The sequence below is a fragment of the Bacillus haynesii genome (assembly GCF_014042035.1).
GTDB classification, from domain to species: domain Bacteria; phylum Bacillota; class Bacilli; order Bacillales; family Bacillaceae; genus Bacillus; species Bacillus haynesii.
On record NZ_CP059494.1, the window covers coordinates 2,034,657 to 2,048,592 of the forward strand.

Genomic DNA, 13,936 nt, shown 5'->3' on the forward strand with positions numbered 1-13,936 from the left:
CTCTTCCACAGGCTGAATGAACCATGAACTTTTCCTTGTGTATCACGTCCAGGTTGACGTTGCTGTCTCATTGTCATTTTGTTCAGCCTCCTTTGCTTTTTTCTTGTATGTTCCATCGAGTGGATTTGCCTTTTGTTTATGATACCTGCTTCAATTCTTTTCTGGAGCGGTCTTTCTTGTAGTATCCAATAAAATAAATGAGACCGACAAACACGGCTCCGCCAATGACATTGCCGATAAAAGCCGGAATGATGTTTCCGATAAACTGCCCCCATGAGAATGAGCCTGCAAAAATGGCTGCGGGAATCACAAACATGTTGGCGACAACGTGCTGAAATCCGATTGCCACAAAAGCCATAATTGGGAACCAGATGCCAAGGATTTTTCCTGCTCCGTCTTGTGCGCCGAAAGAAAGCCATACCGCAAGACATACAAGCCAGTTACAGCCGATGCCGGAAATGAGAACCTTGCCGAAGCTCATATCGAGTTTTCCTTGTGCAACGGCGATCGTTTTTTCTAAATAAGGACCTGTTTCAGTCAATCCAACCAAATGTCCGAAAAAGTAAGCAACAAACAGTGCGCCGATTAAGTTCATAATCGTGACGATTCCCCAGTTTACCGCCAATTGTTTTAGTGATATTTTTCTTGAAAATAAAGCCATCGCAACGGACATCATATTCCCTGTGATCAATTCAGCGCCAGCGAGCACCACAAGTATCAGACCGACAGGAAATACGGCAGCTCCGATCAGGCTGGACAGGCTTCCCCATTCTTTCGGCAGGTCGCCGATTACCCTGATATCAAGCAAGTACCCAAGCGCGATAAATGCGCCGCCTAAAAACCCCAATACAAGCAGAGAAGGCAGCGGGAGCTGTACTTTTTTCATCCCTGCTTCAATTGCTGCATCCGCTATTTCATCCGGTTTTCGAAAAGCCATACTAACACCCTCCATTATTTCTTCTTTTCCTCACAGTTATGGCAGAAAGACAATAAAAAAAGGCAGCACTCAAATAACCTGTGTCAACCAGGCGTTCGAATGCTGCCTAACTTGTATGCATACCCATACAACAAAATCAAGCAGAATTAAGATATTGAAAGAGAATATATACAGTTCGTGCATACATTCCATTGCTTTTGTCTTTTATAACTGTAGCAATATCCTATCAAATGTGATAAAAATGTGTCAACCCTGCTGCCGCCGCTTCTCCCTTGCGAATGTATAGTTCCCTTCATACTTGACGAGTTTCCTGCCGTCAAGCCACCAGGTGACATTGAAAAGCCGGTCAAGAAAATACCTGTCATGCGAAACAGCAATAATCGTCCCTTGAAATTGGCTTAATGCTTCTTCAAGCATCTCCTTTGATTCGATATCCAAATGGTTAGTCGGCTCATCGAGGATAAGCACGTTATGGTTTTGGTGAACGAGCTGTGCCAAGCGAAGCCGCATCCGTTCGCCTCCGCTTAAATCTTTCACTTTTTGAAAGACTGATTGGCCGAAAAACAAAAACTTTGCAAGCATCATTCTGGCTTCGCCTTCTGATGCGGAAACATGTTCACGGAATTCGGCTAAAACCGTGCGCTCTTCCTCCATTTCACCGACATGCTGAGTCAGATATGCAGCCGATAAATTGCTGCCAAGCTGCACGTCACCGCTGTCTGGCGTTTCCTTTCCGCTGATGATGTTGAGCAGCGTCGTTTTGCCGCTGCCGTTCTCCCCGACGATGGCTGCGCGCTCCTGAAAACGGACATGCATACTGAGCTTGTCAAAAAGCGCCCGCTCACCGAAGCTTTTGCAGACATCCTCAAGCCTGACGACATCTTTTCCGCTTCGTTCATCCATGCTGAAAGCTAAATCGATCTTTTTGCGTTCCAGTACGGGTTTTTTCACCTTCTCCATGCGTTCCAAAGCTTTTTCCATGCTTTTCGCTCTCCGGTGCAGGCCGTCATTCGGAGGATTGGCGCGATTCGCCCATTCCTTCAGCCGCTTGATCGTTTCCTTCATTTTTTTGATTTTCTTCTGCTGATCCTGATAGTCATGAAATTCTTTCATAAGGCGCTCTTCCCGTTCATCAACATAGTGTGTATAGCCGCCTTTGTAAAAGTGAAGCTCTCCCTGGTCGATTTCGAGAATTGAAGTAACCGATTCATCCAGGAAATAGCGATCATGCGATACGATGACCGCAGTACCTTTGTACTGCTTTAAAAAAGATGTCAGCCATTCGATCGATGTCAAATCCAAATGGTTTGTCGGTTCATCCAGCAAAAGCAGATCCGGAGCCGACAGAAGAAGCCTGGCAAGACCCGCTTTCGTCCGTTCTCCTCCGCTTAACTCCCGCCACTCGGCATCGAATAGCCGCTCGATATTCAAGCCGTGCGCCACCCGTTCGATTTGCGCGCTGATGCCGTAGCCGCCTTTTCGCTGAAATTCATCCTGCAAAGATCCGTACTTCTCCAAAAGGAGACTGAGTTTTTCCGCGTCCTTTTCAACCGACAACTGACGTTCAATCCGGGAAAGCTTCTGCTGTGTGTTCCATAATGATGAAAAAACGTCATACAGCAGCTCTTTTACCGTTTTGCTGCCGTCCCATGAAGGATTCTGCTCCAAGAGCCCCATTGATAATCCCTTTTTCCAAGTCACAAGGCCTTCATCAGGTTTCATTTGGCCGCTGATCAGCTTCAACAACGTCGTTTTCCCTTCCCCATTTCGTCCGATCAGACCGATTCGCTCCCCTTGGTGCAGGTCCCATGACAGCCCGTTGAAAATCGTATGTCCTCCGTATGTTTGCCCGACATGTTGCAAACTGCATATCATCATCTATCTTTCCTCCGCATCCCGTGAAGAGACACTGAGCATAAAAAAGACGGCAGAGCTTACACCCCGCCGTCTGCATCAGAAAATCCGATTGTGGCAGATGTCTCTCACTGGTATTTTTTCCAATTGAATGTGTAAAAAAGGGCAGACTGATCCCGTAACACACATTCCCCGGAAAAAATCGCGCGACAAATATACAGATGGGCTTGCATATCTGTCATACGCTTACCAGTTTGATTCATCTTTTCCACCTCCTTTTAATAGTTACAATATATGAAAAATAAAGAGAAAAGTCAATATGAAAAAGCCGGCCTCAAGCGGCCGGCACACGATTCTGCTATTTTTTATAATGTATCCTGTAGATGTCATGGCGTCTGTCCTTGAGCTGCCGGACCGTTCCGTCCTGCCGCTGTCTTCTGAGAATTTCCAGGTCGACATCGCCGATGACCACCATCTCAATGTTCGGATTGCATTCGCCGACGATTCCATCCCTTGCAAATTCAAAATCTGAAGGAGCGAAGATCGCGGATTGCGCATATTGGATATCCATATTTTCGGTTTGCGGCAGATTGCCGACCGTGCCGGAAATAACCGTGTATACCTGATTTTCAACCGCTCTTGCTTGAGCACAGTATCTGACTCGCAAATAGCCTTGGCGGTCTTCCGTGCAGAAAGGGGTAAAAATAATCTTGGCCCCTTTTTCGGTTGCGATTCTGCCGAGCTCCGGAAACTCGATGTCATAGCAGATCTGGATCGCGATTTTGCCGCAGTCTGTGTCAAAGACGCGTACTTCGTCCCCCCTGCTGATGCCCCACCATTTTCGTTCATTCGGGGTAATATGAAGCTTATATTGCTTTTCGATGGTTCCGTCCCTTCTGAACAAGTAAGCGATATTGTAGATCTTCCCTTCTTCTTCAACGAAGTGGGAACCGCCGATAATGTTGACATTGTATTTAACGGCAAGGTCTGTGAACAAGCTGATATAGTCTTCTGTATATTCGGTAATCCGCTGAACGGCCAGGCTCGGTGAGCGCTCTTCAAGAAACGACATCAGCTGCGTCGTAAAGATTTCGGGATAGACGGCAAAATCCGCTCCCGCGTCTGAAGCTACATCTGCATAGTATTCGACTTGGTTGGCAAACTCTTCGAAGGAATGAATCTGCTTCATCTCATATTGAATCACACAAATTCTCACCGGAAAAGCTGATTTGTAATAGCGCTTCGTCTGCGGCAAGTAGTCGACATTATTCCACTCCATCAATGTCGCATATTTGCTTGATGCTCTGTCATCCGGGAGATAGTTCGGGTTGATCCTCATCATCGTAAATCCGTTCAGCAACTGAAACGAAAGGACCGGATCATAGATCTGGTGGTGGATGACTTGTTCGACATACTCCCTCGGCGTCATCTCGGAAGCGTACTTATGATAGTTCGGGATCCTGCCGCCGATGATAATGCTCTTTAAATTCAAGCGCCTTGCCAGATCTTTTCGCGCTTCATAGAGACGGTGGCCGATCTTCATCCGTCTGTATTCAGGATGAACCATGACCTCGATTCCGTACATGTTTAAGCCGTCGGGATTGTGATTCGTAATATATCCGTCATCTGTAATATCCTGCCATGTATGTCTGTCATCATATTCATCAAAGTTGATCAACAGGCTTGAACAGGAACCGATCACTTCTCCGTCAAGCTCTGCGCAAAACTGGCCTTCCGGGAAGTGTTCCAAATGGCTTTCCAAATGCTCCCGTTTCCATGGGATCATTCCCGGAAAACAGAGCTCTTGCAGCCCGATGATGCTGTCGATATCTTTTTCTTCAATGTTGCGGATGACGATCTTTTTTTCAAAGCGGGAAAGATCCAGTTTTTCAGACACGTCCCATTCCTCCTCTGCCTTCTTTATGATGGATCGGAAATTTTTTCGATCAGCTGTTCCAGTTCCATTTCTGCCATTGATTCAAGCCGGTGGTCATAATGTTCGAACAGCAGGCTTTTCGTTACTTTGTTCGGTACAATGACACATTTCATTCCGGCCCTTTTCGCGGCGATTGATCCGTTGACAGAGTCTTCGAATGCAATGCACTCCTCAGGCTTCACACCGAGGCATTCCGCCGCCTTCAAATAGAGTTCAGGGTTCGGTTTGACTTCCTCAACATCATCGGCCGTTCTGATGCACTCGAAATCATCGTACAGACCGATTTGTTTCAAATGCTGGGACACCCATTTATAATCCGAGCTTGACGCCAGGCCGATTTTTAAACCGAGCTCTTTCGCCGCGGACAAATAAGCTTCCACACCGGGACGCGCTTTTTCGCTTTCCATTCTTTTCGTAAAACGCTCTTGCCTCAATTTCGTCAATTGTTCATGGTCCAGCTTTTTTTGCAGCTGTTCCTCCAGATAAGAAAACGGCTGGAATCCGGCGGCCGTGCCGATGACATTTCCCCAAACCGACATTGGCAGCTCTGAGCCGTGCTCTTCAAAAATTTCCTGGAGCACTTCATATTCGTGCGTTTCTGTATCTAAAATAAGACCGTCAAAATCAAAAATCACTGCTTTAATCATCGCGCTTTAGCCCAACTCCTTTTGACTGTTTGCACCATTCATTGTATCCTTCTTGCCGCCCCTTGAAAAGAGAAGACACTAAAAACCGGTATGTATAAATGAAGAAGAGCCTGCTGTAAGAGGCAAGCTCTTCCGTTCTTACTGAGTCCGTGCCGGAGTGGAAATGTTTGTAAGCGCCTGTCCGGCAGATTCATTGGACATTTCGTTTACCGCCAGATCCCCGAGTGCCAAAATGCCGACTAAATGGTTGTTATCGACGATCGGCAGACGGCGGATTTGGCTTTGAGCCATCAGCTGTGATGCTTCTTCAAGGCTCATGTTCGGATTCCCTGAAACAACATTTGTTGTCATGACGTTTGAAACAGGTGTCTGTCCATCCTGGCCTTCCGCTGTCGTTCTGAGCGTGATATCACGGTCTGTGATCATTCCTTTTAACACGCCTTGATCTACAACCGGGATCGCCCCTATATTATGGCGGCTCATCAATTCAGCCGCTTCTTGAACCGTTTGATTGGAAGAAATTGTCGCTACTTGTCTAGACATCGCATTGCTGATTGTCGTCAATAGACTGCACCCCTTTCGATTGTTAGTATGTACAGGTCATGCACATGCTAAAAAGGAAGTTGGCACCATTTCATTGTGTTTTCCGCTTTTTTCTTATATCATCTTTTCATAAAAAGAAGAGCTTTTCCGAAAACGGAACAAGCTCTTTCAATTCAGACAAACCCGGCTTTACATCAGCATTTTATTGTCGGTATTCACGATATGAAAGTCGGCAGATGTTAGAGGGAAGTACAGACCGCAGTCATTCAGCTTGCGGCAGTTTTTATCGAACAAATCACGGTCTTTCAGCACCCACCGGCGTTTCGCCTTAGTTAATAAGGCATGGATCAATTGCAGGCTTGTCATAATCTGAAACGCTTCATCGAGCGTACCTTTGTATACATCCTCTTTCAATTCAAGCACGCCCTGCTTTTTGAGTTCTTTTATTTTTTGTTTATTCAAGTACAATGGAAATATTTGATACAGCTCTGATACAAGCTCTTCTATATAAATTTCTTGTTCTTCAGTTGCTGCCTTTACAATTCGCAAATTGATCACCCTTCATCCCTTGTTCAAATCTCTTCAAACAGGATAGCATACATAAACAATGGGCTGTGAAGGTAAGTGTTTCCTAATGGCTGAACGCTTTTTACAGAAAGGAGCAGTAAAAATGAACCAAAAAAATCACAGCTTATTCTTCAGTGCAGGCAGCCGTCATCACGGCGAACATTTATTTGCATATTTAAAAAGAGAAGCGAAAGCATCGAAGCCTGTCATTCAATACTGGATCGCAAACGAGAAAGTTAAAGTGAATCATAAACCCGTAGATCATAACGTTCAGCTTGAGAGCGGAGACAGCGTGATGATCGATCTCAGAGAGGAAGAAGAAAGCGGAATCGCCCCTGAATACGGGGAACTTCCCGTCCTGTTTGAAGATGATCACATGCTCATTGTCAATAAGCCGGCGGGAATGGCGACACATCCGAATGAAGCTGGCCAGACCGGCACGCTGAGCAACCTTGTGGCGTTTTATTTTCAAATGAACGGGGAGGAGCGAAAAGTCCGGCACGTCCACCGTCTGGACAAGGATACGAGCGGCGCCGTCGTTTTTGCAAAGCACCGCCTCGCCCACGCCCTTTTAGACGAACAGCTGCAAAGAAAAGAACTGTCACGGACATATGTAGCCGTAGCGGAAGGGAAATTCAAAAAACAAACAGGTACCATTTCAGCACCGATCGGCAGAGACAGGTACCACCCCGTCAGAAGAAGAGTGTCCAATTCCGGACAGCCCGCCGTTACCCATTTTGAATCGAAAAGGTATGACAGCCATCACGATGTTACACTATGCAGACTGCAGCTGGAGACAGGCCGAACCCACCAAATACGTGTTCACCTTGCAAGCATCGGTCATCCTTTGTCAGGCGACACTTTATACGGCGGTTCAGAGGGGCTTTTTCCGAGGCAGGCTCTTCACGCGATCGAAATCAATGTCACCCATCCGATCACAAAAGAACGCGTCACTGTCACAGCACCGCTTCCGGATGACTTGAAAGACGAAATCGGACGACTGTTTGGTACGGTTGATTAAACAGTAAAAAAGGCTGTCCTCGATGGACAGCCTTAAAGCGGCTTTGCATAAATAATATAGCGCTCAGGCGCATTTCCGATATAAGAAAACGGATAGCATGTCGTTAACAGCAGCTCTTCTTTTTCACGCTGCAGCGTGATGATGGACGTGTCACTTTGGTCAACAATTTTCGTGTGTGTGATTTCATATTCGAAGCTTCCGTATGGAAGCTCAATTTTCAGCTTATCGCCGATTTCCAGCTCCCCTGTTCTGCGAAAAACCGTATCCCTGTGCCCCGAAAGAACAATTTGCCCGTTTTGTTTTGGATAATAGCTGCCTTTATAATGTCCGACGCCTTTCTCCAAATCATCGGGACTTGTCCCTTCAACGATGGGAAGCTCCGCGCGCAGTCTGGGAATATGGAGTATGCCTGCCGCTTCGCCGTTGGCAGGCTTAAATGAAGCGGGCGCTGAGGGGCGCTTTACCGAACGGACAGATTGACTCGATGCAATGACTTCTTTTGCTTCAGTTAAAGAAATATCGGTCTGTCTGTTCATATCGAATATCTTCCAGCCGCCGTATGCAAAAATGGCAAGCCCTGCTGTCATCAGCAGAAACGATAACATTTTGACTTTCATAGTCTTGCAATACCCCTTTTCCGTATATAAAGAATCGCTCCGAACATAAACGTCAGGAAGCCGTACAAAAGGAAGCTGCCGTAAGCTGCCGCCGTATCGGGTAGCTTGTGCTCTTCACGCGCGTCTGGCAGAAACGCATCATTTGACAGACCGGCCGTCTTCTCCTCCGGCGCATCTGATCCTTTACCGAGCATCACGCCCGCAACAGGAATAGCGCCGCTCTTTGAAGCATCGCCGGTACCGTCATGAACCGGCTTTTCTCCGCTGTCATTGCCGGGCTTTTCCCCATCGCCCTTATCTCCAGCCGGTTTTTCTTCGTCATTCGGATCAGCGCCTCCGCTTCCGGGTTTTTCTTCATCATCAGGATCAGCCCCGCTTCCGGGTTTTTCTTCATCATCAGGATCAGCCCCGCTTCCGGGCTCTTCTCCCGGACGCGAATCATCTTCTGCTAATTTTTTGATTCGCCCTTCCGCAGTATAAGCGATCGGTTCTTTAAAGCTTTTGACAAATTCTACTGTGGCTTCAATATCTTCCGGGCCTGTGACCGGATTTTTTCCAAGCCGGGAAATCGGCAAATACTTGCTTCCTGAAGCAGATGCCATAAAGTTGTTTACGGTCAGCGTATACGTCCGGTCTAAATCAATCGGTTTTCCGTCCTCAAGAAAAATATCCGCGGTTTTGTTTGTTTTCGGGTCCCACGTATAATTAAAGCCGCTGATTGAGTAATCCGGGCCGTAAGATGGGGATATTTGTGCGTCTATAATATCGTATAAATCCCTGCCTTTAATTTCAAGCCGGACGAGTACATTGCCGAAAGGCTGGATATTGAATAAGTCTCCCCATGTAATCGTTCCTTTTTTTAAATCTTGACGGATGCCGCCCCCGTTCATTAATGCGAAATCAGAATTCATCGCGTGCCGCATGCCGTCAGCAATCAGATTCCCGAGAGGGGTGTCTCCGTCATTTGAATAGCCGCCGGCCATATCGTGTGCGGCTTCACCGACTTTCTCGCTGATGATCGGCGCAACCATCCGCTCATATTTATCCAATATCTGACCGACCGCCGGATCCGGCTTGAGCTTTTCCTGATTCACATATTCGATTTCCGCTTTCTTGTGAACGATGTCTTTCGTTTCCCGGTCGATTTCAAGATCGACGACACCGATTGCCTTCCCGTATTCGTATGCTTGGACGATTAAAATATCATTCACTTGGCCGTTGACCACTTCATGATTATGACCGGCAAAGATGACATCAATCTCAGGATCTGCTTTTTTAGCAAGTTCGGCTGATTCACCGGTCACAACTCCGCCGTCCTGGGAAGCTGTCATATGGGCGAGCACCGCTATTGCCCGGACCCCTTTCGCTTTCAGTTCTTTTGCAGCCTGGTTGACGGCCTTTGCTTCATCTGTAAATTCAATTGAGCGAATACCTTCGGGCATGACCATATTGGCGGCCGCCTGTGTCACAACACCGATAAAAGCGACAGGCACTCCTTCAACTTCAATGATTTCATATGGAGGAAGAAAGCTTTCCCCGTTTGTTTTCAACTTGCAATTGGCGCAGACAAGCGGGAAATCCTGTCCGTCATAACCTTTTGTCCCTTTCCCTTCAGGGTGTTCGCCGCCGTTCAAAATGCGCAGCAGCTCTTCGGTTCCTTCATCAAACTCGTGGTTCCCGACGGTTCCTACATCAAATCCGATTTCCTCCATGATTTCAACTGTCGGTTCGTCCTGGAGCAGGGAAGAAACCGGCGAGCTTCCGCCGATCATATCGCCTGCGTGGACGATCAGCGTATTTTCCCGCTCGGCTTTTTTCTCTTTGATCAATGCTGCCGCATAATCCATCCTGCCGAATGTTCCATCCGTCCGGCCATCCCCGTTTAGATCGAGCTGATATTGCTGATCGATCTTTCCGTGCAGATCATTCATGCTTAACAGGCGCAGCGGAATATTGCCGCTTTGCTCTTTTTTCGAATAACCTGCAGCTTCCGCTTCTTCAGCCGACGCAAAGAAAATTCGTCTGTCCACCGGAATCTCTCGCCACTTTTCAGGCGCGACATACGTTTTTTCCGCAGAGTCTCCGACATGCCGCGTGAGCCCTTTGCCTTGCTCCCTGGCACGAAATTCAAACGGCATTTCGAGGAGCGGATCAGCGGGATTCCAAATGCCGATTTTCTCGTCTTTCGCCTTTTTGACGGCGTTTTGAAACAATTGATAGTCTTCATTACTTCCAACCGGCCAAATGAAATAGGTAACGGCCATCCCTTTTTGGACAAGCTGCAAATTCGTATTGACGCCGTCTTCAGTGATGACTTGGGCAAGCAGGCGGCCGTAGCTGTCTTTTGCTTCCTTGCCCACTTTCACGGTGACTTTGTCTCCCGGAGCCAATATAGACTGCAAATATTCCTTCGCTTTGTTGCCGTGCTTCAGCTGGTTTTCATCTAATTCATTTTTCGGCTTATGGTAAGTTTCGGCTGTATCAATGTTGACATAGCGGACTTTTGTAGATCCGAGAACCGGCTCTTTTAAGTGGATCGTATCACCGTCGACAACTCGTTCCACAACGCTTTCGTATTCCCCTTCAGCAGCGGGGGGCGGATGCGCGATACCGTCTAATTTCCGAAGATCTTCCTGTTTTCTCGGCAGAAGCTGTACCGTATCATAGCGGCTTAATACGCCGGTTATTTCGTACCATTGTCCTTGTTCTATCGAATCGGCGGCATTCGTTTGTTCCATCACCCTTAGCGTGAGCGGATGATAATTTTCATCGATCATCGTGATATTATAGCCGCCGCCTGCCGGCGCATCCGGCTTTGTTTCAATAAAGCCTTTCACCTTTACTAGCCGGCCTTCGTATTCAGCTGCCGTTCCCTGATCGAGCACATCTTTAATGGTCAGCGGAACAGGGTCGGGCAGTACCGCTCCTTCTCCGGTTACTTCAATGCCTGACGGTGCGGGAACGATTTCTGTCAAACCTTTGTATGTCGTGATCTTCCCCGTGACCGAAACGGACATTCCCTCTTTCAGCTCCGGAAAATCGCCTTGTGCAGCGGAATAGATATTGATTCCCGCCGTTCCGTCCTGAATAAATGTGGACAGCTTTCCGCCTCCGACAGCCGCCTGATCCGCAGTGACAATTCCTTTGATTTTGACCGTTTCATTTAAAAGCTTGCGCGCTTCGGCTATCGTTTTGATCTCAGGCTTGGCAGGCGGTACATCGCCTCCGGAAAATGTGATGGATTGAACAGATTTCAAACCCGGGGAATTAAAATATGTAGAGCGTTCGCCTTCGATGATGAGTTTTTTTCCGATGAGTTGAGGGTTTGTCTTTAAACCGAACTGGTCTCTGAAGGATGCGGGTATCTGCACGGGGAGTATATTCTCCGGTGATGTTTCCTCTTTTTTATCAGCGATTGCGAAGTTATAATCGTTCGCGAAATTTCCGCTGAAATGATAATGGCCGCTCGATACAGTGTGCCCGACGACATAGCCTTCAACGGCTGCATGCCCTTCGTTATGCTTAATGGCTTCTTCTACGGTAATCGTTTCTGAAGCGCGCGATACGTGTGCAAACGGCGTCAAAAAAGACGCAATCATCATAAGCGTGATCGTCAAACCAGCCATAAAACGACTCTTTAGAACATTGACCATATATTCGCCTCCCGTTTTTTGCTTCCTGTCAAATTTATCTGATGATTATAAAGGCCATATGATTTTTTTGTAAAAATTTTAAAAAAGAATGAGAACAGGGATGGCCGCATTCTCATTCTTTAATCGGAAGCTTCAATTTTACGATCGTTCCTTTTCCTTCTTCGCTTTCAAAGTGAATGCTTCCGCCGTGATTTTCAATAATTTTAAATGTAACCATTAATCCGAGCCCGGTTCCTTTTTCCTTCGTTGTATAAAATGGTTCCCCGAGCTTTTCAAGCACATCTTTTGAGATGCCCTTTCCCTGATCTTCAAAGGTGATGAATACGCTGTCTTTTTCAAAATAGGAACGTATCGTAATAAAGCCTTCAGCATCCTCCATCGCCTCGATTGCGTTTTTTAATATGTTGAGGAAAACCTGTTTCAGCTCATTTGAAACAGCGAGTATCTCAGGGAGATCTCCGCTCAGCTGTTTCTCGATCCGTACATTGTTCAGCACGGCCTGCGACTCCAATACCATGCAGACATCTTCAACAATCGAGTTGACCTGAACCGGATCAAATGTAGTCGACTTTGTTTTGGCCAATACGAGAAATTCGTTGATAATCGCTTCAAGCCTGATGAATTCAGACATCATCACTTCCGCATAGTCTTTTTGATATTTTTTAGACTGGATCATCAGCTGGAGAAACCCTTTCAGGGAAGTGAGGGGGTTCCGGATTTCATGAGCGATTCCGGCAGCGAGCTGCCCGACCGCTGACAGCATTTCCGATTTCATGAGCATTTTTTCAGATCGCTTTTGGTTTGTAATGTCCTCGGATATCAGCATTACCTGCTGAACGTTCCCCGCGCTGTCCTCCACAGGAACAAGGGAGATTTGCTCCCACCTGTCCTCTTGCTCCTCATCCTGGTAATTAAGTTCCCCTGACCATGGTTTCTTTTCAATGACACGTTTCCAGAAGCGATTGAGTTCCTCACGGTGAAAATGCTTGCGGTAAATGTCAAATACATTGCAGCCGATGATGTCATCCTGATGTTTTCCAAGCATCCGGCAAAAGCGTTTGTTTGCATAAGTGACCGAACCGTCGACAGAAGTGATCAATATGTTGGCCGGACTTTGATCAATAGCCTGCGAGCTGATATGCAGCGCCTCGTTTGTCATTTTCAGTTCAGTGACATTCGTGAACGTGACAACAATGCCTTCAACCTTGTTTCCCGAAGCATAATAAGGGATCATTTTCACGGCATACCAACCGCCGTTTGGCATTTCGAACTCTTTGATGACCGTCTTGTTTTCATAAAGCGTGCGCCTTAAGTCATCGGCATACTCCTCATACTTAAACCTCTCTGTCAGCTTATCTGCAGGTCTTGAAAGGTCCTCCTCTTTCAGGTCGAACAGATTGGCGGCTTCTGGCGTAAATAATTTCAATTTCAGTTCCTGATCCAAAAAAACGGCGGCGATGTTCGTGCTGGTCAGCAGATTGTTCATATCATTCTTCAGGGTGTTCAGCTCATTCACTTTCTTTTCAAACGCCCTGTTGAGCGCCGTCAATTTTCTGTTTTCCTCCCGCAGCTTTTGATTGGCAGACACCAAAGCATCGTTGGACGCTTCGAGCTCTTTTACCGACCGGTACAGATGTTGCAGATGAAGCTGACCGTCCTCTTCGCCGGATACCGGCGCGCGGGCGGCCCCTTCTTTTGATTTTTCGATAAACAGCACATAAAGCTTGTGATACTGACGGAAGAAACTTTTTAATGTCAAATGAACAAAGGATAGTTCACCGCTTAGATAAATCGGGACGTTTTTAAACGACACTTCTTTTTTCTCTTTCTTTGCCCTCTGTAAAGCGGCATTGACCTGTACGGATAAGCTCGCGGGAAAAACTTGATGTATGTTGCCTTTTGAGCTTTTCAAATATTGATCAGCACTTTCAGAGGATGCGACAATTTCTCCCCGGTCATTCAGGATCAGACAAGGAAACATATACTGGTCAATCAAGGAAAGATAAATATCATCCAGCTTATGAAAACCACTCAGTTCATTGATTTTCTTATAAACTTCTGTTTGCACCTTCGGATACACAGAATCATTACCAAATAAACCTGACATTTTTCCAACCGTCTCACTTGAGCCCAGCATTACAAAACTCCTCCTTTTCTAAGT

10 protein-coding genes are annotated in these 13,936 nt (G+C 46.8%); 1 reads left to right on the plus strand and 9 read right to left on the minus strand.

Annotated elements, in window-relative coordinates; translation table 11 throughout:
- Positions 1–136: 136 nt before the first annotated feature.
- The 6 genes from H2R00_RS10120 to H2R00_RS10145 form a co-directional block, all read right to left on the minus strand.
- Positions 137–937, minus strand: coding sequence for a formate/nitrite transporter family protein (locus H2R00_RS10120; RefSeq protein ID WP_154996503.1), 801 nt, complete (start codon positions 935–937; stop codon positions 137–139).
- Positions 938–1,183: 246 nt separating this feature from the next.
- Complete coding sequence (gene abc-f / locus H2R00_RS10125; RefSeq protein WP_182070964.1) at positions 1,184–2,815, minus strand: ribosomal protection-like ABC-F family protein; 1,632 nt, start codon at positions 2,813–2,815, stop codon at positions 1,184–1,186.
- 334 nt (positions 2,816–3,149) lie between these two features.
- The gene (locus H2R00_RS10130; protein ID WP_003180073.1) at positions 3,150–4,688 is read right to left on the minus strand and encodes a bifunctional GNAT family N-acetyltransferase/carbon-nitrogen hydrolase family protein; all 1,539 of its coding nucleotides are present in this window, start codon (positions 4,686–4,688) and stop codon (positions 3,150–3,152) included.
- A 23-nt stretch (positions 4,689–4,711) separates the two neighbouring features.
- A complete protein-coding gene (locus tag H2R00_RS10135) occupies positions 4,712–5,374 on the minus strand; it encodes an HAD family hydrolase (RefSeq protein ID WP_059230677.1) in 663 nt (220 codons plus the stop codon).
- 138 nt (positions 5,375–5,512) lie between these two features.
- A complete protein-coding gene (locus tag H2R00_RS10140; protein ID WP_411802123.1) occupies positions 5,513–5,917 on the minus strand; it encodes a CBS domain-containing protein in 405 nt (134 codons plus the stop codon).
- A 189-nt stretch (positions 5,918–6,106) separates the two neighbouring features.
- Complete coding sequence (locus tag H2R00_RS10145; protein WP_154996497.1) at positions 6,107–6,475, minus strand: YhcU family protein; 369 nt, start codon at positions 6,473–6,475, stop codon at positions 6,107–6,109.
- A gap of 112 nt (positions 6,476–6,587) precedes the next feature.
- On the opposite strand from H2R00_RS10145, the gene H2R00_RS10150 reads away from it, so the two are divergent.
- Positions 6,588–7,505 (plus strand): RluA family pseudouridine synthase, encoded by a 918-nt coding sequence (locus tag H2R00_RS10150; RefSeq protein WP_182070965.1) that lies wholly within the window; start codon positions 6,588–6,590, stop codon positions 7,503–7,505.
- 32 nt (positions 7,506–7,537) lie between these two features.
- On the opposite strand, the gene H2R00_RS10155 is transcribed toward H2R00_RS10150, so the two are convergent.
- The 3 genes from H2R00_RS10155 to H2R00_RS10165 form a co-directional block, all read right to left on the minus strand.
- Positions 7,538–8,122, minus strand: coding sequence for a class D sortase, LPxTATN-specific (locus H2R00_RS10155; protein ID WP_182070966.1), 585 nt, complete (start codon positions 8,120–8,122; stop codon positions 7,538–7,540).
- The gene (locus tag H2R00_RS10160; protein ID WP_182070967.1) at positions 8,119–11,775 is read right to left on the minus strand and encodes a 5'-nucleotidase C-terminal domain-containing protein; all 3,657 of its coding nucleotides are present in this window, start codon (positions 11,773–11,775) and stop codon (positions 8,119–8,121) included. Before H2R00_RS10160 ends, H2R00_RS10155 begins: the two co-directional genes overlap by 4 nt.
- A gap of 112 nt (positions 11,776–11,887) precedes the next feature.
- On the minus strand, positions 11,888–13,912 hold the full coding sequence (locus H2R00_RS10165) for a PAS domain-containing protein (RefSeq protein WP_182070968.1): 2,025 nt from the start codon (positions 13,910–13,912) through the stop codon (positions 11,888–11,890).
- Positions 13,913–13,936: the final 24 nt, after the last annotated feature.